The 24,984-nt window shown below is 42.5% G+C and carries 25 protein-coding genes; 11 read left to right on the plus strand and 14 right to left on the minus strand.

Annotation, left to right across the window (positions count from 1 at the left end; all coding sequences use genetic code 11):
• Nucleotides 1–476 precede the first annotated feature (476 nt).
• The gene (locus ACRHOZ_RS13195) at nucleotides 477–749 is read right to left on the minus strand and encodes a hypothetical protein (RefSeq protein WP_431126372.1); all 273 of its coding nucleotides are present in this window, start codon (nucleotides 747–749) and stop codon (nucleotides 477–479) included.
• A gap of 226 nt (nucleotides 750–975) precedes the next feature.
• On the opposite strand from ACRHOZ_RS13195, the gene ACRHOZ_RS13200 reads away from it, so the two are divergent.
• Nucleotides 976–1,992 carry a helix-turn-helix domain-containing protein gene (locus ACRHOZ_RS13200; protein WP_431126374.1) on the plus strand — a complete coding sequence of 339 codons (1,017 nt, stop codon included), beginning with the start codon at nucleotides 976–978 and terminating at the stop codon, nucleotides 1,990–1,992.
• A gap of 207 nt (nucleotides 1,993–2,199) precedes the next feature.
• Complete coding sequence (locus tag ACRHOZ_RS13205) at nucleotides 2,200–3,366, plus strand: hypothetical protein (RefSeq protein WP_431126376.1); 1,167 nt, start codon at nucleotides 2,200–2,202, stop codon at nucleotides 3,364–3,366.
• 120 nt (nucleotides 3,367–3,486) lie between these two features.
• Here the strand turns inward: ACRHOZ_RS13205 and ACRHOZ_RS13210 are convergent, their stop codons facing one another.
• The 5 genes from ACRHOZ_RS13210 to ACRHOZ_RS13230 all read right to left on the minus strand — a co-directional run bounded on the left by ACRHOZ_RS13210 (nucleotide 3,487) and on the right by ACRHOZ_RS13230 (nucleotide 9,362).
• Nucleotides 3,487–4,059: a hypothetical protein gene (locus ACRHOZ_RS13210; protein ID WP_431126378.1), complete on the minus strand. Its 573-nt coding sequence runs from the start codon at nucleotides 4,057–4,059 to the stop codon at nucleotides 3,487–3,489.
• Between the two features lie 334 nt (nucleotides 4,060–4,393).
• On the minus strand, nucleotides 4,394–4,696 hold the full coding sequence (locus ACRHOZ_RS13215) for a hypothetical protein (RefSeq protein ID WP_431126380.1): 303 nt from the start codon (nucleotides 4,694–4,696) through the stop codon (nucleotides 4,394–4,396).
• 85 nt (nucleotides 4,697–4,781) lie between these two features.
• On the minus strand, nucleotides 4,782–6,974 hold the full coding sequence (locus ACRHOZ_RS13220) for a molybdopterin cofactor-binding domain-containing protein (RefSeq protein WP_431126382.1): 2,193 nt from the start codon (nucleotides 6,972–6,974) through the stop codon (nucleotides 4,782–4,784).
• Nucleotides 6,971–8,488, minus strand: a complete 1,518-nt coding sequence (locus ACRHOZ_RS13225; protein ID WP_431126384.1) for a CRTAC1 family protein — start codon at nucleotides 8,486–8,488, stop codon at nucleotides 6,971–6,973. The genes ACRHOZ_RS13220 and ACRHOZ_RS13225 overlap by 4 nt, the downstream gene beginning before the upstream one ends.
• 118 nt (nucleotides 8,489–8,606) lie before the next feature.
• Entirely contained in the window at nucleotides 8,607–9,362 is a 756-nt protein-coding gene (locus tag ACRHOZ_RS13230) for a LytTR family DNA-binding domain-containing protein (RefSeq protein WP_431126386.1), read from the minus strand.
• Nucleotides 9,363–9,546: 184 nt separating this feature from the next.
• On the opposite strand from ACRHOZ_RS13230, the gene ACRHOZ_RS13235 reads away from it, so the two are divergent.
• The 4 genes from ACRHOZ_RS13235 (at nucleotide 9,547) to ACRHOZ_RS13250 (ending at nucleotide 12,105) form a co-directional block, all read left to right on the plus strand.
• The gene (locus tag ACRHOZ_RS13235; protein ID WP_431126388.1) at nucleotides 9,547–10,386 is read left to right on the plus strand and encodes a bifunctional helix-turn-helix domain-containing protein/methylated-DNA--[protein]-cysteine S-methyltransferase; all 840 of its coding nucleotides are present in this window, start codon (nucleotides 9,547–9,549) and stop codon (nucleotides 10,384–10,386) included.
• A gap of 14 nt (nucleotides 10,387–10,400) precedes the next feature.
• On the plus strand, nucleotides 10,401–11,096 hold the full coding sequence (locus tag ACRHOZ_RS13240; RefSeq protein ID WP_431126390.1) for a 2OG-Fe(II) oxygenase: 696 nt from the start codon (nucleotides 10,401–10,403) through the stop codon (nucleotides 11,094–11,096).
• A complete protein-coding gene (locus ACRHOZ_RS13245) occupies nucleotides 11,096–11,344 on the plus strand; it encodes an Ada metal-binding domain-containing protein (protein WP_431126392.1) in 249 nt (82 codons plus the stop codon). The genes ACRHOZ_RS13240 and ACRHOZ_RS13245 overlap by 1 nt, the downstream gene beginning before the upstream one ends.
• A 164-nt stretch (nucleotides 11,345–11,508) precedes the next feature.
• Nucleotides 11,509–12,105, plus strand: coding sequence for a GNAT family N-acetyltransferase (locus tag ACRHOZ_RS13250; protein WP_431126394.1), 597 nt, complete (start codon nucleotides 11,509–11,511; stop codon nucleotides 12,103–12,105).
• Nucleotides 12,106–12,181: 76 nt separating this feature from the next.
• On the opposite strand, the gene ACRHOZ_RS13255 is transcribed toward ACRHOZ_RS13250, so the two are convergent.
• The 5 genes from ACRHOZ_RS13255 to ACRHOZ_RS13275 all read right to left on the minus strand — a co-directional run bounded on the left by ACRHOZ_RS13255 (nucleotide 12,182) and on the right by ACRHOZ_RS13275 (nucleotide 19,598).
• Entirely contained in the window at nucleotides 12,182–13,312 is a 1,131-nt protein-coding gene (locus ACRHOZ_RS13255) for a glycerate kinase (RefSeq protein WP_431126396.1), read from the minus strand.
• A gap of 9 nt (nucleotides 13,313–13,321) precedes the next feature.
• The gene (locus ACRHOZ_RS13260; protein ID WP_431126398.1) at nucleotides 13,322–14,926 is read right to left on the minus strand and encodes a sodium:solute symporter; all 1,605 of its coding nucleotides are present in this window, start codon (nucleotides 14,924–14,926) and stop codon (nucleotides 13,322–13,324) included.
• On the minus strand, nucleotides 14,923–15,516 hold the full coding sequence (locus ACRHOZ_RS13265; RefSeq protein WP_431126400.1) for a GNAT family N-acetyltransferase: 594 nt from the start codon (nucleotides 15,514–15,516) through the stop codon (nucleotides 14,923–14,925). Before ACRHOZ_RS13265 ends, ACRHOZ_RS13260 begins: the two co-directional genes overlap by 4 nt.
• Nucleotides 15,517–15,524: 8 nt before the next feature.
• A complete protein-coding gene (locus ACRHOZ_RS13270; RefSeq protein WP_431126402.1) occupies nucleotides 15,525–16,841 on the minus strand; it encodes an MGH1-like glycoside hydrolase domain-containing protein in 1,317 nt (438 codons plus the stop codon).
• An 87-nt stretch (nucleotides 16,842–16,928) separates the two neighbouring features.
• Nucleotides 16,929–19,598, minus strand: a complete 2,670-nt coding sequence (locus ACRHOZ_RS13275) for a TonB-dependent receptor domain-containing protein (RefSeq protein ID WP_431126404.1) — start codon at nucleotides 19,596–19,598, stop codon at nucleotides 16,929–16,931.
• Between the two features lie 169 nt (nucleotides 19,599–19,767).
• On the opposite strand from ACRHOZ_RS13275, the gene ACRHOZ_RS13280 reads away from it, so the two are divergent.
• The 3 genes from ACRHOZ_RS13280 to ACRHOZ_RS13290 are packed head-to-tail and all read left to right on the plus strand — an operon-like array spanning nucleotide 19,768 to nucleotide 22,061.
• Nucleotides 19,768–20,793 (plus strand): LacI family DNA-binding transcriptional regulator, encoded by a 1,026-nt coding sequence (locus ACRHOZ_RS13280; RefSeq protein ID WP_431126406.1) that lies wholly within the window; start codon nucleotides 19,768–19,770, stop codon nucleotides 20,791–20,793.
• 43 nt (nucleotides 20,794–20,836) lie between these two features.
• Nucleotides 20,837–21,535 carry an SIMPL domain-containing protein gene (locus ACRHOZ_RS13285; protein ID WP_431126408.1) on the plus strand — a complete coding sequence of 233 codons (699 nt, stop codon included), beginning with the start codon at nucleotides 20,837–20,839 and terminating at the stop codon, nucleotides 21,533–21,535.
• 34 nt (nucleotides 21,536–21,569) lie between these two features.
• Nucleotides 21,570–22,061 (plus strand): DUF6265 family protein, encoded by a 492-nt coding sequence (locus ACRHOZ_RS13290; RefSeq protein ID WP_431126410.1) that lies wholly within the window; start codon nucleotides 21,570–21,572, stop codon nucleotides 22,059–22,061.
• On the opposite strand, the gene ACRHOZ_RS13295 is transcribed toward ACRHOZ_RS13290, so the two are convergent.
• Together ACRHOZ_RS13295 and ACRHOZ_RS13300 are read right to left on the minus strand one after the other, a co-directional pair.
• Nucleotides 22,055–22,639 carry a TetR/AcrR family transcriptional regulator gene (locus tag ACRHOZ_RS13295; protein WP_431126412.1) on the minus strand — a complete coding sequence of 195 codons (585 nt, stop codon included), beginning with the start codon at nucleotides 22,637–22,639 and terminating at the stop codon, nucleotides 22,055–22,057. The genes ACRHOZ_RS13290 and ACRHOZ_RS13295 overlap by 7 nt on opposite strands.
• A gap of 36 nt (nucleotides 22,640–22,675) precedes the next feature.
• Nucleotides 22,676–23,425 carry an SDR family NAD(P)-dependent oxidoreductase gene (locus ACRHOZ_RS13300; protein ID WP_431126414.1) on the minus strand — a complete coding sequence of 250 codons (750 nt, stop codon included), beginning with the start codon at nucleotides 23,423–23,425 and terminating at the stop codon, nucleotides 22,676–22,678.
• A 134-nt stretch (nucleotides 23,426–23,559) separates the two neighbouring features.
• Here ACRHOZ_RS13300 and ACRHOZ_RS13305 point away from each other — a divergent pair, with 134 nt between their 5' ends.
• The gene (locus ACRHOZ_RS13305) at nucleotides 23,560–24,132 is read left to right on the plus strand and encodes a pentapeptide repeat-containing protein (protein WP_431126416.1); all 573 of its coding nucleotides are present in this window, start codon (nucleotides 23,560–23,562) and stop codon (nucleotides 24,130–24,132) included.
• Nucleotides 24,133–24,143: 11 nt separating this feature from the next.
• On the plus strand, nucleotides 24,144–24,497 hold the full coding sequence (locus tag ACRHOZ_RS13310) for a hypothetical protein (protein ID WP_431126418.1): 354 nt from the start codon (nucleotides 24,144–24,146) through the stop codon (nucleotides 24,495–24,497).
• Between the two features lie 7 nt (nucleotides 24,498–24,504).
• Here the strand turns inward: ACRHOZ_RS13310 and ACRHOZ_RS13315 are convergent, their stop codons facing one another.
• Nucleotides 24,505–24,978 (minus strand): CBS domain-containing protein, encoded by a 474-nt coding sequence (locus ACRHOZ_RS13315; protein ID WP_431126419.1) that lies wholly within the window; start codon nucleotides 24,976–24,978, stop codon nucleotides 24,505–24,507.
• Between the last annotated feature and the right edge of the window lie 6 nt (nucleotides 24,979–24,984).

The raw sequence follows: 24,984 nt of genomic DNA on the forward strand, positions 1-24,984 counted from the left end.
ATTTTTTCAAATACAAAAGAAACCACTATACAAAACCATAACAGTCTAGCCTTTGTCCCATATTGTATATAGGTGCCTGGATTAAGGACGATTGAAAGTCAACCCCTAGATTCTTTTTCAGGTTCAGGAGGGTTTTTTATCTTCGAGGTATGAACCCAAAGGACTTGATTATAGGCGTAATCATTGGAGTAGGAGCTGCGATATGGTTGCGGCTTTTGATAAAATCCAATAGAGAAAACAAGCATTACAGCCATTCTCTGCTGTCGTATGACATTAAAATTGTCTTCAGTTTGGTCGTCATCATTATTATAGGACTTCTTTTAATACTCAGAGGGGTAGGCATCCATGTAATTTGAACCGATACTGTACCAACCAAGATTAACCAGTAACATTCAATCTCTTCAAATCCGTTTGTCCCATATTGTATATAGGTGCTAGTTAACGCAATTATCTGGCCTCTAGATTCTTTTTCAGGTTCAGGTGGGTTTCTTACTGTCTCTGTAAAAGCCTATTCCTGTCCTAAAAATGACGTATGCCAGTAGCCAACCAACAAATTGAGTGAAAGAAGAATATCTAAAGGAAAACAAATCACCTGGTTCGTAGGTAATCAATTTGGTTAACTTTCTTATCAGTGCCCAAAGACCCGGAATAAGGAAGATGGCAATTGCAACGCTCAGAAGTATGAGCAATACCCCAACTGTTCTATCTAAAATTTTTCGGCTTTTGGACACTTCATTAAAAGTATCCATTTTCAATCATTTGAAAAACTTCTTCAGTGTTTGTCCCGCTTTGAATATAGGTGCCGACTAGGCCGGAACTTATCTCACTACCCATTGCATCGTACATAAACTAATTATTTTGCTTTGTCTCACGTCTCACGTCTCTTGTCTCTTGTCCCCAATATTGCCCAATCACTAAAACCCCATAATTATTTTGATTATTTTGTAACCCTACAAAAAGGAATGAAATGCATACATGACCTCGATTTTCATCAACATTTTTACCATTGCCGTTACCTTGGTCCTGTTGTTTATCATGTCCATACTTCCGGTTAGAAAAAAGGAGCGCACCAATTACCTAACACTGCTTTTTGCTGCGCTACTGGTGCATTTGGGAAGTGAGCTTCTGTATCTCATCGGTGCATTTGAACCTGTTGAATATTCTGTGCTAAGTGTAAGCGCTGTTCTTATTTTTGGGCCTACTTTGTATTTCCATGCCCGCGAACTTAGTGGGCTGTCCACAAGAAATTTTCTGGTCCATATCATTCCGTATCAAATTGGGGCAATTACCATATGGATTCTTCTTTTTAGCAATGCATGGCGCGTACCACAATGGTTCTTGAGCGGCTATTATGGTTCCATTCTTTTCATTTACTTTTTACTCACCTTGGATATCCGCATAAAAAAACCTTTGACAAAGCACAGTTCGTGGGTAAAATCCATTGAAATTGGTTTTGGCATACTTGTAATGCTGCTGTTATCCGAAATTTTATGGCTGAACTTTTTTAAGACCAGCAAGTATATCGCAATTCAATACTTTAATTCGGGCCTTGATATCTACTCCATTCTTTTTATGACATTGGTCCTGAAACAGATAATTACCAAACCCACCTTATTTTCAAAGGTTCAGCTTAGGAGACCTTACAAACACGACAATTCCCCTATTAACCCAACCCAGCTTCAACTTATCACTCGCTATGTGACTGAGGATAAAAGCTTTAAAAACTCCAATCTAAATCGTGAAACAATCGCCAATTCCACTGGATTGAGCATCAATCAAGTATCCGAGATCATCAATACCTCTTTTAAGAAAAATTTCAACGATTGGATCAACGACCTAAGAATAGAAGAGGCAAAGCACTATCTAAAAGAATCCGAACTTAGTATTAAAGAAATCTACTATGAAGTGGGGTTCAATTCAAAATCGGCTTTTAACAGCGCCTTTAAAAAACGTTTGGGGACAACTCCATCCTCCTATAGATCCACCCTTTGATTTATTTGTAATTATTTCTACTGGCCGTTAATAACCTGAGCATACAGAAAAAGGTTCTGGATGCTACTTTCGCACTCCTGTTGGGCATTTATCCTTTTTATTTACAAAACAACGTTACATACGCAAAAAGATGGACAAAAAAGATTGCCTTATTCTTTCCTTGCGGAAGCAATGAACGGATTGAAGGCAGCATAAAACACCCAATACATGAAAAAACATATCCTGTTTCTGTTTATCCTTCTTAATTCCCTCCTGCTAATAGGTCAAGAATGCTATAGGACCATTCCTTTCTCCCACACCCCTTTGTATTCATTTCAAGGAGGCCTTCAGCATATGGGCAAAAAGGACTCGGTGGTCCTTTATTGTTTCGATTATGAAAACGATGCCCTGCAAAGCGTTACGTACCAAATCAATGGCAAGATAAAACCATTGTATGAAAACTACACCTGTAGTGATTTTATCTGGGCCCCTATTAACCTATTTGAACATCGGGATTTTAAAATCACGATAAAACATTATAACTATTTAGGCCTTCCACCAGAACCAAACCCGGCATCATCAGTATATACAAAGGACGCGGAAGGTAGAATTGTAGGGCTCAAATTCTTTGACCATTCCGGAAAGCCAACAGAGTTCAGAGGTATTCATGCGTATAAATGGAGCTATCTTAAAAATGGGATTGGCGAAATCAGGTACTCCAAGGACCAAAAAGTTGTTCCCATGAACAACTGGTTTTCCTATACCTGGGCCATCCTAAATTTTGACAGCAACAACATCCTAAAATCCATTTTATCAACCGGCCCAAACTGGGAACTTCAAAAGGATGCCGTTCAAATAGATTTGATCAGTGATAAAAAGGAAATTGTACATTGGTTCGCCACCAATGCAAGTTCCGGTGATAAAATAAATGCAACAGGGCCTAAAATTGCCGAAGCATGTCATGATTTTAACGAAAATGGGTACTTAATTCGCACACGATTTTATGATGTTGATGGCAACCGCACCAAAGCTGCTTGGGGCCACAAAGGCTTTGAAAGAACATATAACCCGCAAGGCAACCGATTATCGTACCATTTTATCAATGAAAAGGATAAAATTGAACTTTCAGAAGATCGGGGATATAGCGGTCAAAAATTTATGTGGGACAAAGAAGGAATGTTTAGACTACGAACCCATTACATGAATGAAAAAGGGGAACCTATATATAGGCAAAGCCGAGGTTATGCGAGCATCCAATATTTGTATGACCATAAAGGCAAAAAAATAGGCGAAATCTACAAGGATGAAAAGGAGCAACTACTTCGAACGGAAAAAGCACAATCCTTTATCCTTTTGGAAGACATTAATGGAAAAGTAGATAGAGTAAACCTCTAATACACTTTTTTACTGCATTCCAATATACATAGAACAGGCTTCGTTTTTAGGTTCACGAAAGCTAAAAAAAGAAATGGCCCGCAATTATGCGGGCCATTATAAACTTCTTTGGTATTGGTCTTAATTGCCGTCCTTACATACCACGGCATGTGCTATCATGTAGATTTCCCCAGATAGTCCTTCAATGGTATACGTGTCCGATACCGCTCCGTCCAAATCACCATGCTTATAGGGATATTGACCGGGAGCCACCGTAGGAACATAATTCCTCCCACGCTGTTGCATCGGGTAGGGGTCTTTTCCTATATAAAGGTGCGTTTCCTTAAGGGTATAACCCTCCTTGGCGTTGTACTCAACAACCGCTACTCCAGTTTCACTGTCATAGTCGATACTGACACCAACGGCCAGTTTACCCTTTGAGGTATCACATTGACCGGCTCCGGTAAACATTTTAAACAAATGTTCGCTCGTGGACATTGGCCCAATTGTCCATCCCCATCGGTTAAATCCGTCGTCAATAAAACAACTGGATAGGTTGGCGGCACAGATGGCAAAGCCAGTTTCACATCCGGCATCGGAAGAGGCCTTTGCATTCGTCGCTTCCAAAGTGTTTTCCTCGTACGATTCAACCTCACAGGAAACGGAAAAAAGCATTACCCCCATTAACATCAATAGTAATTTAATGTTCTTCATAAGGTTCTTGTTTAAATGGTTTCCAGCAAAATAGCAAAGAGCTGTTGGAATGCACAAGATGCTCCACAAACAGCCTATTTAAACTATAAAATGCTAGATTTTAGTCTATTATCGCTCAATGCTGTGCATAGACGCTTAAGTTAGGTGTAAGAAAGGGGCTAAACTAGACTATTCCTTAATTCTTTTTTTAGATTGGTAACGTCTGTACAACCAAATTGCCACCAAACTTAAAGCGGTCAAAATTGCACTTGTAAGTACTGCAGTGATTTCGTTTTGGGCTTCCATAGTAGGGTTTTATAGGCTATAAGTTAGCACATTTATTGCAACCCTGTTGTTATTCCTTGACAATCACGATGTTCCCAAATTCCTTATTCACTGAAAATGGTAAATGAATCTGTTGCACCCTATTCTGCCAATAGGTCATTTCATATTGGCCCGGCTTCATTTTTTTGGTAAAAGGAAATTCCACCCGTTCCATGATAAATTCTGTTGGCCCCGAAACCTCAAACTTATTCTTGATCTTGCAACTTTCACACTTGAACGTGACCAGAATCAAATCTTGTTCTCTCAAATTATCGGGCTCAAATTGAGGAATCAACAAAAGAAACAATATGAGTAGACCTCCTATAATTTTCATGACGCTTTAATTTTTATGGGATTCGCTTTCATAACAATAGACGTCTCTACCAAGGAAATGGTTGTCTAATATATTTGGGCTTAGATCATACCTTAAAACTCCGAGACAAAGGCAACTTCCTGATTCGCTTCCCTGTTGCAGCAAAAATGGCATTGGCCAAAGCGGGAATGGCAGGTGGTAAGGGAGGTTCGCCCAAGCCTCTTGGTGGCAAATCGTTTTGAATGAACTCCACATGGATTTCAGGCACATCCCTCATCCGAATCCAGGGATAGTCATGAAAATTGGACTGCTCAGTTGCTCCATCCTTAAAAGTTAACTCTCCATACATTGCGGCAGAAAGTCCTTCCAATATCCCACCTTCCACCTGAGCTTCTGCTCCCGAAGGATTCACCACAATACCACAATCCACCACGGCATGCACCTCCAATATCTTGATGCTGTCCTCAACCACCTCTACCTTAATCACTTCGGCGATAAAGGATCCTGCGCCTTTCCGCGCCGCAAAACCCCTTCCCTGCCCTTTGGGCAGCGGGGTATCCCAATTGCTGAGCTGCCTTACCTTTTCAATAACATGGATAAACCGTCCATTATCAAATTCGTACTCCCCTACCACAGGCACCATTCGGGCAGGTCCCAAAAATCTTAGAAAGTAATCGATGGGATCCATCCCATTTTCAAAGGCCAACTCATCCAAAAAACAGCCTATGCTAAAAGCATTGGCAGAGGCTGATACGGCACGCCATTGCCCTAAGGGAATATCGCTCAGTACATGTCCATATTCCAATTGCAAATTAGGGACGAACCCTGCCGGAAACTCATATTCGTCTATTTCTGTACCAGCTACCCTTCCTTCCCGTCCCAAAGAAGTCATTCGGGAAGCATTGGCCAACACATGTCGCCAAGCCGTTACCATTCCATCTTTGTCCAAGGCAGCAGACAATTTTTGTATGCTTCCAGGTCTATACCAATCGTGTTTCACATCTTCTTCCCGGGTCCAGGTCAACTTAACCGGTTGTCCCATTTTTTTGGAAAGGATGGCAGCGTCCATGGCGTAATCCACATAATATCTTCTTCCAAAAGCGCCCCCAATCCTTGGAATATGGATTTTGATCTGCTCAGCTTCCAAACCAAACAGCTTAATCAAGCCATTTTGTAGTGCCTCTGGATTTTGGGTGGGTGCCCAGACCTCACAAAGATCATCCCTAAAATCCACTGTACAATTCATGGGTTCCATGGGCACGTGCGCCCAAAAGGGGAGCTCGTATATGGCTTCATGGATCCTTTCCGCATTTTGCATGGCAATGGCAACGTTGCCATCTTTTCGTTCTATAGTGGTGTCTGAAAGTTGGTCATGGAAGCGCTGAAACAGTTCCTCGGAATTCTCCAACCTACAGCCTGAATTATCCCATTCCACTTTCAATTTTTCCGCTCCTTTAAAAGCTGCCCAAGTTGAATTGGCCACCACTGCAACTCCATTCACGAAATTAGGACTGTTGGAACCTAAAAGTCGCCCCCCATAATCTTTGTTGTTGAGTTCATGTACAGCAATTACCCCTTGCATCGCTTTGGTTTCAGACGCATCAAAACTGGATACACCACCCTCGTGGACTGGGTTTTTCCGCACGGTGGCATATAGCATATGGGGCAATTTTATATCTATCCCAAAGATGCTTGATCCCGTGACCATCTCGTCCAAATCGGTTTGAGGCGCGCTTTTGCCGACAATGCTATAAGCATCCAAAGGTTTATATTCCACTTCTTCCGGAAGCTCCACCTGAGAGGCTTGTTCCAATAAAACTTCAAAAGGCAGGGAGTTACCTGACTCCTGATGGATTACCTTGTTGTTTTTGGTAGTTAGTTCCTCAAGCGGTAAATGCATTTGCTTGGATGCCGCTGTTTTCAATGCATGCCGTACCTGGGCCCCAGCTTTACGCATTAAATCCCAATTGAGGATGATGGCATAACTGCCACCGGCCCATTGTTCATCGTACATTTTATCAAAATCGGCCTGCTCAATCTTGACTTTATTCCAATCGGCACCCAATTCCTCGGCCAAAATCATAGGCAAAGCCGTCTTTACACCCTGACCTATTTCAGGGTTTTTGGCCATCAGGGTTACCCATCCATCCGTATCAATTTTAATCAGTGGTGAAAACTGGTGTGTGATGACAGGTGATTTTTCAGTGAGACAGGACTGAAACTGCACCCCAACCACCAATGCTCCGCTGGCAGTGGCCGTGAGTTTGATAAAATTCCTTCGATTTAAAGCGTTTTTCATTTTTTTATGGGTTTGATTTCCTTTCCCTCAATGGCTACATACTCGGTGTTTACCAAAATGTTTGTGCTGGATTGTTGGATTCCTGATGGCCATTCAATGTCCATTTTTTTGATTTGATTTTCGGATGGAATTCCAATGTGGATTTCCGGAGCATTTTCACTTCCGTAGCCTGTTTCGCGAATAAAATAGCGGGTCAACTGGGTTCCATCGGTAAGCGTTAAGGTAACCCAGCTTCCAACTCCAAAACTGTTGGATTCCGTACCTTGAAGTCTCAACTTTAGCCATTGCCCAGTTGTATTGTCATTGATGTAAATGTCATCGTCCTCTGCCTCTCCACCCCAATTGCATACATAAAGGTCCAAATCACCATCATTGTCCATATCCCCAGAAGCTGTACCTGCCGAAATATGCCCCTGATTGGCCGGAAGGGAATTGTAAACTCGTTTGAAACCACCGTTTTGTTTTCCAGAAATGAGAAAATTCTGGATTTCTGGATATCCTTCGGTCCCATTTGCTATGTAAAGATCCAGCCAGCCATCATTATTAAAGTCCCCCCAAGTCTGCCCTTTGGAAGGTCTTCTTACTTCGTACGTAACTCCGCTTTCCAATTGCTTTTGAAACTTTCCGTCTCCCAAGTTTTCATAGAGTGCGTTTTCATCCGAACGGGCTACGTTGGTCACATAAATATCCAAGTCCTTGTCATAGTCTACATCTACCAAAGCAACTCCATAGGTGGCTTGCAGTTCTTCGACCAAAACACCCTCCTTTTGCTCTGCAAAACCACCATCAGAAGTGCTTAGATAAAGGTAATTTCTGTGCTTTCCTGTAAACTTCCCATCTTTTTTAACGACAAAATTGGCCACAAACAGGTCAGGCTTGCCGTCTCTGTTCAAATCACCCCATACGCAGGATCGACCGTCACCTTTGTTCCCAATCCAAGGTCCATTTTTTGCCCTATTAAAAGTTCCATTTCCATCATTCACATACAAACTATCGTCCGCTCCATCCCTGTTCACCACAAAAACATCCATGTCCCCGTCCAAATCAAAATCGCACCAACAAGCCCCCGGAGAATTCGTCAAATCTGTGGTTAGATCTCCTGCATCGGTCGGGTTGAAATTACCTTTGCCATCATTTTCAAAGAGTAGATTAGGGACACCAAATTGGGTAGTAAAAAAGATATCCAGGTCATGATCGTTATCTACGTCCACTGTGTGTACCGATTCACTCCAGGCTTCTAACTTGTTATTTGCAATAGCCTTTCGATTGAATCCTTCGCCAGTATTGAAAAGAATCGTATTGCCAAGCTTTAACAAGGAGTCCACCTGATTGGCAACCACAATGTCCAAATATCCATTCCCATCCAGATCGGCAATGGAGACCCCTCTGGAACCCTGAGGTTTTACATTAAGATCCAATCGTGTGAACTCCCATTCTTGGGCACTTAGTTGCAGCATCGGTAGTATCAACAATACCCAGAATTGCGGAAAACGGTATATACAATTGAAACCCATAGCGAAGATTTGATTGATGATTGAATGCTTGGCTTGGTCGGTTCCTTAAACTTACCCAATAGCATGGCAGCGGCAACCATGTTGCAGTAAAATGACTGAATTTTGATAGCGAACGGTCTTAATAGGTTCGCTCCCTAAACAATTGTGTGATTTCCTTAATGAAGCTTTTGCTTACCCTTCTTCGAGTACCGTCCTTCATGATCACTTCCAGGGTGCTTCCATTGCCCCTTGCAAGTTCCGAGACGTAATCAAGGTTGATAATGGTGGATCGGTGAATTTTTCGAAAAGTATCCATGGGCAAGACTTCCAAGAATGTTTTCAACGGCTTTCGCATGACAAAAACTCCTTGGGTGGTAAACAATTTGGTATAATAGTTCTCTGCAGCCAATAACTGAATCTGGGAGGGTTCACAAAAATAGGTGCTGCCACCACGGGTGAGTTCCAGCTTTATGGAAGGTTCGGTTTCTTGGGGTTTTGGGTTCCTCAACTTATCAACAACAAACCAAACCAGGCCAATATCTATCAGCGTCCAAAAAATAAAGAAGTAACGATATACCCCAAACTTGGATCCTTCCAAATCCAAATAGGGGCTAACCGTTGAACTAAGTCCAAAAAACCATCCAAAATGAAGGCAAATCAATAGCAACCCTCCTGCCAAGAGAAAGGGAAGACCCCATTTTGTATTTCTGCTGCGCTTTTCGATTCTGTCCAACACCAAAAAGCCCAAAATCCACGGTATCCATATCCCAATTTGCCATAACACTACCTGAAACCAAGTTACCTGATCTCTTGTTGCATATTCGCGCCAATAGATCAATACGCCCAGCAAGAGTGCTATCGATAAAACAAGAATTGTGAAGTTTTTAAGTTTCATTTGTACTATCCAAGCTATTGGGAATTCATAAAGTTACTAAACCCAAAGCAGCTGTACCCAACCAAAATTATTTCATTTTAGGAAACCCTTGCTAAATTTATGGGTACAAAGACAAGTCCGCAAGAAACGGGTTTTAAGCCCTTCTAGGTCGCTTTACTTTTGGGTCAAACAAAATGCGAATATCATGAGTGAACAGGAAAATTTGAACTACGACCGAATAGCCAAAGCGATTCAGCACATTAGCAGCAACTTTAAGGAGCAGCCTAGTTTGGATGAAATTGCAGAACAAGTGCACCTGAGTCCATACCATTTTCAGCGAATTTTTAAGGAATGGGCAGGTGTTACCCCCAAACAATTCCTAAAATATACAAGTGTACAACATGCAAAGACACTGCTGAAAGAAGGAGGAGCCACCTTGTTTGATACCGCCATGGAAACTGGACTTTCGGGTACCAGCAGGCTACATGATCTTTTTGTCTCCTTGGAAGGTATGACTCCTGGAGAATTTAAAAACGACGGAGAAAACCTCTTCATAAATTATAGTTACGCCCAAAGTCCATTCGGCTTGGTGACCATAGCCTCTACCCAAAAAGGGCTGTGCCATGTGGCTTTTATTGAAGATGAAGAAAAGGGCCTTTATGAGCTAAAACAACAATTTCCGAAAGCGACCTATCACCAACGCGTGGATCAAACCCAGGTAAATGCCTTGATGATCTTCGCCAACGACTGGAGTCAGATATCCGAAATAAAACTCCATCTCAAGGGCACCGATTTTCAGCTCAAAGTATGGGAATCCCTATTAAAAATCCCTAAGGGAAAACTGGCTACCTATGGCAGCATTGCCGAGGACATTGGAAAGCCCAAAGCTTCAAGGGCGGTAGGTACGGCCATTGGCAGTAATCCCATCGCCTATTTGATTCCATGTCATCGAGTAATACAATCTTCCGGACAATTAGGCGGTTATCGATGGACCCCTACCAGAAAAACGGCCATCATTGGCTGGGAAGCAGCACAAGTTCAATAGTAAATCATAGAACCATGCAATTGAAAATCAATAGGGATTTCGTTCAAAACGAAATCTCCCAAAAAGGTTATGCCGTCATTGAAGATGTTCTAAGTGATCAGGAATGCCAACAGCTCATTTCCAAATTTGAAACAGCCCATCTCTATCGAAAGACCGTGGACATGGAACGCTACCGATTTGGAGCTGGAACCTACAAGTACTATAAATATCCTCTTCCCAACATCATCCAAAGACTTCGGGAAATGGTGTATCCCGAATTGGTTCCCATTGCCAATCAATGGATGTTCCAATTAAAATTGGATATGGTCTATCCGCAGGATTTGGGGAAACTTCATCAACACTGTGCCAATCATGGGCAACACTTGGCCACTCCCTTGATTCTTAAGTATCAAGAAGGTGGCTTTAATACGCTCCATCAGGATTTATACGGTGAAGTATACTTCCCCATGCAGGCCGTGCTATTTCTAAACGATTATGGCACCGATTATTCTGGAGGGGAATTTGTGCTCACGCAACAGGTTCCCAGAGCGCAGTCAAAAGCCATGGTCTTGCATCCCAAAAAAGGATCTATGCTCATTTTTTCCACCAATTTTAGGCCAGTTCAAGGGAAAAAAGGTTTTTACCGAGTGACCATGAAACATGGGGTGAGCGAAGTGCATTCTGGGGAACGGTACACCTTGGGCATCATCTTTCACGATGCGGCGCAATAATGAAAAAGCATGATGAACTCTCCAAATCGGAACTCTTTCATGCACTAAGGCATCAAAAGCTCCAATGGGCGGGAAACCGCAGGCTTAAAATTTATGGCACTTTACGCTGTAAATCCGGAATGCGGATGAAAGTGGAAAACCGAGTCTTTTTCCACACGGAACAAGAAGCCAAGGATGCGGGATATCGCCCTTGCGGGCATTGCATGCGTACAAAATATGTGGAATGGAAACAATATCAAGATTTCTAAGATTCAAGCTTAATGGGATACTTGCGTAAACCTAGTTCTCGATACTTTTTCTTGTCGAAGAAACTCGAACTGACGGTTTGCGCAATAAAATCTTATCGAGAATAGAATTTTCATTGAAACACACCATGGTTTAAAACTATCTTTGGGGACTAAAACCGAACACCATGGCAAACTGGCTGCAACCAACTACCCTTGAAGGCAAGAGGTCCAAATTGATACCGCTTCAAAAATCCCATAAAGCTGAACTTTTGCAAGCGGCTTCAGATGGTAAATTATGGGAACTATGGTTTACGTCAGTTCCTTCGGAAAAAAACATTGATTCCTATATTGAAACAGCATTACAAAATCAGGAGGAGGGGACGGCCTTGCCCTTTACCATAATTGACAAAACCACCAATCAAATTGTAGGGTCTACCCGATACCTCAATGTTGAGGCCGAGCATAGACGACTTGAAATTGGCGCCACCTGGTATGCCAAAAACAACCAACGAAGCGGTCTAAACATAGAATGCAAACATTTGTTGCTGCAATATGCCTTTGAACAATTGAAGTGCATTGCCGTGGAATTCCGAACGCATTACCATAATCTTGCTTCCAGGACAGCTATCTCAAAGCTTGGGGCCAAACAGGAAGGAATCTTACGCAATCACCGGATTGACCCCCAAGGAAATTATAGGGATACCGTAGTGTTTTCCATTTTGGAAAGTGAGTGGGCCACCGTGAAATACGGATTGGAACACCGGATGAATAAAACGTATTGAAATTTCTAGGTGTCTTATGTCTCGACAGCTCTTTCGACTGCGCTCAAGATTACAGCTCAACCTGACATGAGTAGTGCTATCCTACTTCTAGTAGCTTCGCAAAATTGAAACTGGCTTGTTCCAAATTGGAAAAACTGTTGGCCTTGGCGTCCTCCAAACTCCCCACTTGGTTAAGCACAGATACGGCATAGTCCAAGCCCATTTCCTGAATTTGTTCAATAGAAGCATTAACGGATCCACATAAAGCCGCCACTGGAATTTGGCGGGCTTTTGCCATCTTGACTACTCCAGCTATGGTCTTTCCTGCAGCAGTCTGATTATCCAATTGTCCTTCTCCGGTAATCACCCAATCCGCATCCATTAAGGCCAAATCAAAATCTGCCATTTCCAAGACCAAATCCACTCCTGAGACCAATTTGGCATTTAAAAAAGTCATGGCTCCTGCGCCCATTCCCCCGGCGGCACCCGCACCAGGGACATCCCGAACATCATTACCAAAATGGGATTGCAGTACATTGGCAAAATTCTCAAGGCCTTGATCCAGTATATCAATTTCTTCGGGCGAAGCTCCCTTTTGTGCCGCGTAAACATGGGCGGCCCCATTTTCTCCATACAACGGATTGTTTACATCACATGCCACCTTAACTTGGATTTTCTTCAACAACCCTGAAGTTTCATCATCCACAATCTTTTTTGCATGGACCAAATTCTTGCCCACAGGTTGCAATCGATTTCCATCGGCATCTAAAAACGCATAACCAAAGGCTGATGCCATTCCCATTCCGCAATCATTGGTAGCACTCCCCCCAATGCCCAAAACAATGTGCTGCGCTCCCTTATGCACAGCATCCAAAAGCAATTGCCCTGTTCCCAAAGTGGAGGTATGCATGCAGTTCATTTCATCTTTCCGAAGCAGTTTGTAGCCAGAGGCTTCAGACATTTCTATATAGGCTGTTTTTTTGTCTTGGGACAATAAATAACCTGCTTCAATATCCCTAAACAGGGGGTCTTTAACCTTGATTGTTTCCAAAGATGCCTTCAGGTAGTCTTGGACCACCTCCAATGTGCCATCTCCCCCATCTGCCAAGGGTTTTTTAAGTATTTGCGCTTGGGGAAACACCCTTTGGATCCCTTTTTCAACAGCCTCACAAAACTGTGATCCTGTCAAGGAACCTTTGTATTTATCGGGTGCTATCACAAACTTCATAGGAGATTCTTAACTGAACAAGCGGGGCAATCCCATGCTCAATATTACGATGAAAAGAAAGAATCCCAATAAAATATAGAGCTCTTTTCTCCCCGGATAGTATACCACTTCCAGACCTTCGTTCACTTTTCTTCTGATCAGGTAACTGGATAACATGGCCACAATGATGGTAACCATGCATCCAATGGCATTCCACCAAAACCAGAAAATTTCTGGTACGTACAACCACAAATACATATTGAACAGCACCCCCACCACAATACCTAAATTGGCTCCCAAAGCGTGGGTCTTTTTAGTAAGAATGGCCAAGACAAAAGCGGCCAAAATGGGACCGTAAAAGATAGAACTGATTTTGTTGATGACCTCTATGACAGTTCCTTCAATATTTCCTGCAAAGAAGGCAAAGAACAGGCAGACCAATCCCCAAAACAAGGACAGTAGTCTTGAAGTGAAGACGTATTTCTTATTGTCCATATCGGGTTTAAATCGCTTGACAAAGTCTTCCATGGTCACCGCAGAAAGTGAATTCACGGTAGAGCTAAGGGAAGACATGGCGGCAGACATTATAGCCACGATCAATACACCGATGACCCCATTTGGCAGGTACTTAATGATGAAAACCGGCACCATCAAATCTGCCTTTTTCCCCTCCAAGGAACCTATATTGGCCTGATACACCGCATCCATGGACGCTTGAAAACCGCCATCCTGCATGAGCAAGGTTCCTAAAACCAATCCCATGATACAGTAGGTCAGGGTTAGTGGAAACCTGAAAAGTCCGTTGGCCAATAGTAGTTTTTTAATGGTGGGCAACCCTTTGGCGGATAAAAGCCTTTGCGATTGGGTTTGATCCGTGCCGTAGTAGGAGGCATACAAAAAGAATCCGCCTATGACCATGGGCCAAAACCCAAATTCATCTTGTTTATCTGCATTATCGAATCCCCATTTACCAAAATCCACGGCAGTAATCCTGTCTTGGTCCACATGGGTCAAAAAGTTATCAAAGCCACCCAGCTCGCTTATTCCAAAGGCCAGGCATATGATAATCCCCAGAAATAGGATGACCATTTGGATGACATCGCCCCAGATAACAGCTTTCATCCCTCCTTGAAAGGAATATACCAAGGTAATTACCCCGATGATCAGGATGGATATCCAAAAATCGACCCCAACAGTTGCCTGTAGGATCAAGGCCATGGTATAGACCATAACCCCAGTGGCCACGGAACGACTCACTTGGAACACAAAACTGATCAGTAATCTGGAAGAAGCATCAAAGCGTGTCTCTAGATATTCATAAACACTGACAATTCCAGATTTGTATAAGGTTGGAATCAGGGCAATGAGCAAAAATGCCATGGCCAAAGGCACCCCAAATTCGTATGTCAACCATTGCATTCCACCTCCATCTTTTAATCCAACAAAGGCTGGGGCGGAAATAAAACTGATTGCGGACAATTGTGTGGCCATGGTGGAAAGACTCAAGGGTAGCCACCCCATACTTCGTCCACCCAAAAAATAGTCCCCTGAGCTTTTATTTTCCTTGAAGAAATATCCTATCCCCAAAAAACCGATGAGATAGACCACAATAATGATATAGTCAACGTAATTCATAATCTAAGTCTTAAGTTTTTTTCTATTCCGCTCTTCCATTCTTGTTTTAAAATTCCCAAGAGAACGGCATCAGCCCTACCTTTTCCGTGAATTGAAGGAAAGAGGTTTCTTACCACTCCCTCGCGCTTACAGCCCACACTTTCCATGGCGGCCAGACTTATCTTGTTTTCTGCATGTGCCCCCAACCCAACACGTTCAACTCCCAAGTGTTCAAAGGCGAATTGAAACATTAGGTACTTGCAGTTTTTATTGAGACCCGTTCCCCTAAATTCTTTACCGTACCACGTATATCCCAGACGTATCGTATTTAAGTCCTGTTGATAGTCAAAAAAACGAGTGCAGCCCGCAAAACTTTCGGTCTTCTTGTCAAATACTGTAAAAGGATATTCCTTCTTCTGTTTTCGGGCATCAACGGCATCATTTATATAATGGGTAAAGTCCTGGCTTCCATCAGAGCGGCCCAAAAAATATGTCCAGATTTGTTGTTCTTTTGCCACTTCCTTTAGAACATCAATGTGTTCCAATTCCAATGGCAACAACTTTACCCGTTTATTTTCCAGTATGTATGTTTTTTCAAAATCCAACCGCACGATCTAACTTAAGGGTTCTCGTTCAAAAAGTCTATCAACAAGGCAGCGCTCCAGGAAAAATTGTTCCCCCCGTATCCGTTCAAAGGCCCATCAGGGTTATCTTTTCTAGAGTCAAAATATTCATAAAAACCGTTTTTGGAAATCAGTTCCAGGGAATCCGCCTTAACCTGCTTTGCCACTTCTTCAAAACCGTAGCGTTGCAGACCATGGTACAACATCCAATTCAGGTTGATCCAGACTGGCCCCCTCCAATATTTTCTGGGATTGAACCGATCATGGGTAGGGTCAAAAGAGGCACATAAATAGCGCCCTTCATCCCCAAATTTTGCCAGCATGGTGTTCACCAAACTCTGCGCCTGCTGGTTTGTAGGTGCGCCTGAATACAGGGGTGCAAAGGATGAGGAACAGACATAAGGTATTTGTTTGTTGTTCCTTTGATCAAAATGAACATAGGCCCCCAGCTCTTTATTGTACAATTTGCTATTTAGACTCTCAATGCCCATAGCTTGTTTGGACTTCAGGTAATCTACCTTGTCCTGACTCCCTCCAAAAAGATCATAGAGTTTGATAAGGGCCTCATTAGATCGTATGAGCATGGAATTGAACAAAGGATCTATCACCAAAAAGGGAGAATGGGCCGCTATTTTGCTATCCTCGTAATTGTACTTTTTGGCAATGTCAATAATATATAGATAATGGTCGTATTCTCTTTTGGATGGTCTTTGTGCCGGATCAACATGTGAGGTATCCCTTCTTTCAAACTCATATTCCGGGGGATTCATGGTATCCCAGATATCGTCCCAGATCGGAGAATTATCTGTACCTGATTCCCAATTGTGATAGATATAAACAAGTCCGTCATTTTCCACGTCCCGATGCTCATAGAAATACACATGGTTTTGATATACCTTATCAATATGTTTTTTGATAAATCCTATCATGTCTTCACTATGCTTGGAAATTTCCAAGAGCCTTTCCAATACAAATCCCGTTACCGGAGGTTGTGTCATTCCAGTAGATGGAAAATTCTTGTTGGATTGCGGATGCAAATGGGACTGGTGAAAATCTGCCCCAGGAAAATAGGTGTCGCTATCATTATGGAAAATGATATGGGGAATAAAACCATTCTCCCACTGCGATTGCAGCAAGGTTTCAATTTCCTTTTTGGCCTTTTCCATATCAAAGTATGCAAACCCCAATGCTATAAAGCCAGAATCCCATTTCCATTGAAAGGGATACAATCCTTCGCAGGGAATGGTAAAGCCCCCTTCTTGGTAGTTTCGCTCCAGAACCTGTACGGCCCTTTCCATCAATTGTTCTCTCATAGAATTTATATAAAAGCATATTGGCGGGAATCGGCCGCCAATATGCCACTTGAACCAATAAACTAACTTAAACTAATTCGTTGCCGATTAAAAATTAAAGGTTGCCGTTAAAAACACCCTTCTGGGTAAAATGGGTCGACCAAAGAAGAAATCCTGATTTCCTGCTTCCCCAGCGACACCCGCTCTTGGGTTTCCTTCGGTTATCCCATCGCTATCAAATAAATTAAAAACAGAGAATCCCAATCTTACAGAATTATCATCGTTTGTGTTGAAGGTATATCCGGCCCCAATACGGGCAATGGTAATAGCATCCAATTCCACATCATTGATGTCCGAAGTGAATTTTTTACCGGTATGGTTCAAGGAAACAATAGCATCAAATGCACTGTCATTATAGTTTAAGGCTATACTTCCCAATATATTGGGCTGTCTGGCCAATTCGTTCCCTTCATTGGTTACCGTTGTTCCACCATTTACCAAATCTTCCTGGCTATTTTTTGTAATCTCGTGATTCTGATAGGTTGCGGTTCCCTGAAGACTGAACACATCGGTAAATCTATAGTCCCAGGTTGCCTCCAAACCAACTGTTGAGGTATTTTGTTCACTTCTGGTCTGATCCACCAACAGTCCCCCAACAATAGCTTGATTGATCCGTACCCTGTCTTTTAAACTTACGTAATAGGCAGCAGCAGAGCCTGAGAATTTAGGCGTTCCAAATTTGGCGCCAGCCTCAAACTGGATAATGTTTTCCGCATCATAATTGGATTCTGGGATTCCAGCCACTGGAGCAAAACTCCTAATCTGCGGGAAGAAAAATCCACGGGAGAAGTTGGCATAAAGGTTGGTACTTTCCGAAAGCTCATATAATCCTGCCAAAGAAACGGCCCAATCCGTGGCACTGATCCGTGCACGGGTAAAACTACCATCCGCAAAACGTACATTCCTTAAATCATCAGTGAGTTCTGTGTTGTCATATACCGTGGTTTCCACCAATCCACCATTACTAAAGTTTCCCTCCGTGGACTCTAAACGGAATCCGACGTCAAATCGCCATTTGTCAAATACCATTTCATCGGTAATATAAAAGGCCGTTCTGTTTTGATCCAAGAAGCGGTTGGATGTCATCCCAACCCTATTGGTGAGTCCACCTTCCGAGAAAATGACATTGGCACCTCCGGCATCGGTATAACTCAGGTTTACCAATCGAGGGTTGTTATTAAATTCGGACAAAACACGATACTGATAATTCACATCCTCGGCCTCAGTTCTTGATAGGAAGGTTCCCAAGGTAAAGTTGTGAAAACCATCATTGGACCTCAAAGTCAAGGAAGCTTCGCCAGAATAGTCTGTCATAGGACGCAAACGATCTACGTGCAAATTATCCACTACCAAATCGGTTCCACTGATCTGGGTATCCCCGCCTCCTTGATAGGTAGCAGAAAACCCTTGATTGTCCGGAGCTATGCTCGCCATATATCCGTTCAGTGAAATGGGATTTCCATTGGTGCCATTCCCGCCTACATACAAGGCAAAATTATGCTCGTAATTCGCATATCTGAGCTTGGATTTAAACCTCAAGTTATCTGAAAAATTATAGGTGAAATCCCCCATGACATATCCACCTTTGGTAAATACCCCATCTTCTATAGGACTTTCGTAAACGCCTCCTGCAGTAAGGAAGGAGGTCTCCTCCAGTTGGCCAGATAGCAATTGCTGTACAGGCTCGCCGTCATTCCCGTTGATGCCTTCCCTGTCTGCACTCAAGGGAAGTGGCAAATAGAACTGGGCACGGTCATTGATGAATTGACCATGGACGGTAAAGGTTCCTTTTTCAAAACGTTTTTTGATATTCCCACGGAACTGTACCCCTCTGGTGGCCAATCCTGTGTCCAAAGGTCCTTGATCCGTTCTAATGAATCCTGTGAACGCATAAAAGGTATTGGAGTCCTCTCCTCCAAGTCTACCTCCACTATAAAAATCGGTTTTTAGCCGATCTCCATCGCCCCATTCCACATTAATGGTGTTTCCTGGGTTGGTATCTCCCGTTTTACTGGTATAGTTGATGATACCAGCCACAGATCCTGCACCATATAATATGGCAGCACCACCACGGACAAATTCCACTCCCTTGAATCCGATATCGGGTCTGGCATATACATCATGCGCAGAGGAGTTTAGTCCAAAGGAACTGATCAATGGCATTCCATCGTATTGCAACGGATTGAACACGTATTGCCCGCCCGAGGGTAGACCTCTTACAAATAAATTGGTAGCCGTTTCACCCCCACCACCTTCAGCGGTGATCCCGGGCACGGTCCTCAAAATATCGGCCTGGCTATTGGCAGATAATTTGGTAATCTCCGCCATCTTTTTGGAACTGATGGACAAGGGCGCCTGTTTCTGTGACCTAAATGTACTGGAAGCGGTAATCACTACTTCGTCCAGTTGTTGACCACTTTCCTGTAGCACCACATCCATGTTGACCGCTGTTCCGCCAAGCTCTACCACATTTTCCACAGCGGTAAAACCCACAAAGGAAATACGGATGGTTTGACTACCTGTCAAATTTGTCGTCAAAAGGAAGTTACCATCAAAATCTGTGGTTGTCCCTTCAGTGGATCCCATAATCAGCACGTTGGCCCCTAAAATGGGAACCCCGGCCGCATCCTTAACGTTACCTGTAATCTCGGTTTGTGCGATTGTGGACCCAAAGCAAAAAAGGGCAATTATCGCAACTCCTAAATTTTTCATCATCATTAAAGTAATTAGTTAGACTTTTTGAGTTGTTTTTATGTTTTTGGATAACATCAGGCTAAAATTATCCGAATACCATACTGTTTTTACACTTTTTTTGCCAATTTTGTATGCAAACGTTTTCGCAAACGTTTGCAATTTTGAAATTGGGAAATCCATAGCGCATTGATAGATGAAAAAGAAGCCAAACATTACCTTGAAAGCATTGGCCAAGGAGCTAAACCTTTCTATTTCAACAGTTTCTAGGGCACTTAGCGATCATCCTGATATTCGTTTGGAAACCAAGGATAAGGTGAAGCAGTTGGCGGACAAGTACAATTATATTCCCAATCTGTTTGCCAGTGGTTTCCGAACCAATAGGACGCATATTTTGGGGGTCATTGTTCCCAACATATCCCACTATTTTACAACCACCATTTTAAAGGGAATTTTGGAGGAAGGAGAAAATCTAGGGTACCGAGTCATCATTTCCGAGTCTAAAAACGATGAAAAAAAACAGTCCGAGATGCTCCGAACCATGATGCAATTTGGAGTTGATGGCGTTCTTCTGGCCCTTTCGAGAAAGACAAAATCCGTTGATGACATTATTAAGGTGATGAACCGTATTCCCATGGTCATGTTCGACAAGGTCTCAGGTAAAATTCCGTGCACCCAGGTGGTCATTAATGAAGAGGAAGCCGCCTACAACGCTGTGGAGCATTTGATCAATACGGGAAAACGAAGAATTGCCATCATCAAAGAACTTGAAGGCTCCTATAATTCCCAGAAACGATATGAAGGATATCTGAGGGCGCTAAAAGACCATAAGATTCCCATTGATGAAAAGATCATTTTGAGCACAGAAGACATCTCACTTGGCAAGGGCAGGATGATGGCCAACATTTTACTAAGTCTTAAAGAAAGACCGGATGCCATATTTGCCATAACCGATAGTGCGGCCATTGGAACCATTCAAGCCCTAAATAAATTTAAGGTGCCCATTCCAGAGGAAATTGCCGTGGTGGGTTTTAGCAATTCCCTTAGCTCCACCATAATCAATCCTTCCTTGACTACTGTAGACCAACCTGGAAATAAAATCGGTAGAACTGCCATAAAATACTTAGTCGAGGAAATTGAAAACCCCAAGGAGGACCATTTCACCAAAACCATAGAGGTCAAGACCAACTTAATTGTTCGCGATTCTTCTTTTAAGGCTTAATTTTGGAATGGAAGTTGTATAGCTTGAACCAAAACTCAGTATCATGAAAAAATTTATAACACTATCCTTATTTGTTGCCTTAACCATGACCACGTATTCACAAACCAAAAACTTTTTGGATATTCCTTATTTAGAAACCTCAGCCAGGGTGGACACCTTGGTAACACCCGACAAAATTTTCCTGAACATTACCATTCAAGAAAAAGATTCCAAGGGACGCAAATCTGTGGAAGAACAAGAAAACAAGATGGCCAACAGCTTTAGGGCATTGGGCATTGATTTGGAAAAACAATTGGTGATCAAAGACTTGAGCAGTAATTTCAAAAAGTACTTTTTACGACAAAAAGAGGTTTTAAAAAGCAAGCAATATTCCCTTTTGGTCCACTCTGGAAAGAAAGCTGCCGAAGCCTTGATGGCCTTGGAAAAATTAGGTATCGCCAATACCTATTTGGAAAAAACCGAGTACTCCAAAATGGAGGAACTGGAGTTGGAACTCAAGTCCAAAGCAGTGGCAAAGGCCAAGAAAAAAGCGGAGGCGCTAACTGCTCCCCTTGGGCAAAAAGTTGGGGCTGCCATTCATATCATGGACACCTCTACTCCCTATTATCCAAGATATAACCAACCCAGAATGGAGATGAAAGCCATGACCATGGATGCTGGTGAAGCCCAGCCACTGGACATCGATTTTGAAAAAATCAAAGTGGAAACTTCTGTGAACATCAAGTTTGAATTGTCCAAATAAAAGCGCCTCGTTCGTCCTTTTAGAAATGGACGTCATGAGACTTTTAATACCACTTTTACTTTTGAATTGGGGTTTAACCCATGCTCAAAACACATTGCAATTGGAAGAAGGGGAATCTTCCCCAAATGCTACCTTGGATAGGGTCGCCTGGATAGAGGGGTCTTGGCGGGGTGAAGCGCTGGGAGGAAAAGTCGAGGAAATTTGGAGTCCCCCTTTGGGAGGATCCATGATGTTTTCGTTTAAGCTGGTTCATGAGGGTAAAATTTCCTTTTACGAGTTTGGGCATATCCAAGAAAAGGACAATACCCTTGTACTACAACTCAAACATTTTAATGGGGATCTGACCGGCTGGGAAACCCAAAAGGAGACAGTTGATTTTAAACTGGTACAACTGGAAAAGGATAAGGTCTATTTTGAAGGTCTTACCATGGAAAAACTGGACGGGGACGAAATGCGGGTTTCCGTAGTGGTAGGACAAGAAGGAAAAACGAAAGAGCTGGTTTTCAATTACCGAAAGTACTACTGATCCAAAATGGAAAGCCCCGTATCCAACATCTTTTTAAGCTTGATCGGGTCAGGGTCTACCTTGGACACCACGCGCATGCCACTGTAGAGGGTAAAGAGCATTGCAGCCACATTTTCTGCATCCATATCTTTATGGAATTCCCCTTCCGCAATTCCTTTTTGGATGCATTGGGCAAAAAAATGTTCCATATTGGACTTGTTTTCATTCAAGATTTGAAGCAATTCCCCATCTCCCGGGATAAGTTCTGTAGTGGTATTGACCACAAAACATCCTTTTCGGAATGGATCTTCCATGGATTCCCTAATGGACATATCAAAAAGTTGTTGAAACCCCGCCTTGACACTTGGTGCCTTTTCAAACAGGCTATGGAGCATATCACTGGTAGCACTCCTATAACGGGAAAATGCCTTGTTGAACAATTCCTCCTTTCCACCAAAAGTAGCATAGAGACTTGCTCGGTTAATACCCAAACGCGAAACCAAATCTTGCATTGATGTGGCATGGAACCCTTTTTCCCAAAAGAGTTCCATGGCCTTGATCAATATTTCCTCTTCATTGAATTGTTTCGTTCTTGGCATATATTTTGGAATATATGTTCCAAATTTATTCAAAAACTAAACCTGCGCCAAACCGCCGTCCACAGGGATTTCAGCACCAGTAATATAGCTGCTGTCTTCGGAAGCCAAAAACAAAGCTGTTGTGGCAACTTCTGATGACGTACCAAACCTTCCAAGCGAGACCATGGATGGTAGACTGGAAGCCATTTGATCCACATTTTCCTGGGGCACATTATGTTTCCCATAAAGCGGCGTGTCAATTGGGCCAGGAGCGATTGCGTTAACGCGAATGCCCTTAGGGCCAAATTCGGCGGCCAATGTTCTGGTCAAGGACCGAAGTGCAGCCTTACTTGATGCATAAGCGGCCATTCCTGCAAAACCCTTGACATTGACTATGGAGGTATTGAATATGATGCTGGCTCCTTCATTCAAATGTTCATAGGCCATCTTCACGGTAAACAAAGGTCCTTTGACATTGATGTCATAAACCTCGTCATAAATATCCTCAGTCAGTTCATTGATTCCCTCTAGACGAAATACCCCTGCATTTAGGAACAGAATGTCAATCTTTCCATATGTTTCAATGGTTTTTTCAATCAACTGCTGACTGTCCGAAGTGCTGGAGGCCTCTGCTCTTACCAAAAGATATTCTCCAGAAAGTTCTGTCTTGAGCGCTTCAAGTTTTTCCTGATTTCTTCCAGTCAACACTACCTTAGCGCCTTGTTCCAGATACTTTTTGGCAGTTGCCAAACCTATTCCACTTGTGGCTCCTGTTACTACGGCCACTTTGTTTTCGAGTTTTCCCATTTTAAAGTAATTTTTGATTCATATTTTATTTTGGAACGCTCATTCCGATACAAACATATACTTTTTGGAATGATTGTTCCATAATAAATTCAAGCTTTAACATTTATTTATCTTTATGCTTCAATTCAAAACCCATGAACCTTCCCTTTATCGCAGACAAGACTTTTAAAAATCAAGATTTTTCCCAAACCCGACTGGATAAAGGAGAATATGAAAATTGCGTTTTTGAAGGTTGTAATTTTTCAGAGGGCTATCTGGACAACCAAAACTTTATGGAATGTCAATTTGTGGATTGCGATATAACCAATGCGAACATAAAGCACACCATTTTTAAGGAAACCGAATTCCATGGCTGTAAGTTGGTAGGGCTACGTTTTGAAGATTGCGATGATCTTTTGTTCAGTGTCCAGTTCCATGGTTGCAACTTAACCTTAAGCTCCTTTTATGGCTTAACCCTGAAGGCCACACCTTTTTTGGATTGTATCCTTAGCGAGACGGACTTTACCGAGGCTGACCTGAGTATGGCCGTTTTTTCCCAATGTAATTTGGAAAATGCCATTTTTGAGCTGACCAATCTTAGCGGAGCCAATCTGTCCTCTTCTTTCAATTTAAATATAGCTCCGGAACGGAATCAGCTTAAAAAAACAAGGTTCAGCAAAGACAATCTGATCGGTTTGTTGAAAAAATACGATATTGTTGTGGAGTAAATGCAGTAGATATGTCCGGGAAGAAGTGTTTGGAATGTGGTGATGTGCTCATTGGGCGAATTGATAAAAAGTACTGTTCCGATCATTGCCGCAATGCCTATAACAATAGGCTAAACAAGGACAGTAAAAACCTAGTCCGAAGCATCAACAATCGGTTACGGAAAAACTACCGCATCTTGGATAGTTTTCCCTTAAAGGAAGGAAAAACCAGAACCACAAAAATGCGGTTGATGGACAAAGGTTTCGATTTTGAATACATCACAAACCTCTACACCACCAAAAAAGGAAGCACCTATTATTTTGTGTACGATCTAGGTTATTTGCCCTTGGACAATGACAATTACATCATTGTAAAACGGGAGTAGTCCAGAACTACTTTTTCCAATTCTGGGCACTAAGCTTCAGCGCTGCGATCACAATATCCTTTCTACTGATCTGTCCCACCAGAATATCATTCTTCATCACAGGAAGCCTGCGGCGGTTGTGCTTATCAAAAACACCAGCAGCGTCAAAAATGCTCATATCGTGCGGGATGGTCTGCACATTTTTAGTCATGAATCGCTCCACGCTCTTATCCAAAATGGGTTGATTGAAGTATCGACTTTCGGAAATTTGCTTCATGCAATCCGCCTCGGAAATAATTCCTACCAAAAACCCATTTTTATCCATCACCGGACCACCTGAGATGTGATATTTGGCAAACGCCTCCATCACTTCCAAAATGGATTGTTCTGGCGAAAAAGTGACCAATTTTTTGGTCATATAGTCTTCCACAAGAATAGGCGCATTATATTCCTTCTTTGCAGCATCTTTAGATCGAACACCTTGAAAACTCTTGATTGCCATATCATT

It is taken from the genome of Flagellimonas flava (assembly GCF_050617915.1).
In the GTDB taxonomy this organism is placed as follows: domain Bacteria; phylum Bacteroidota; class Bacteroidia; order Flavobacteriales; family Flavobacteriaceae; genus Flagellimonas; species Flagellimonas flava_A.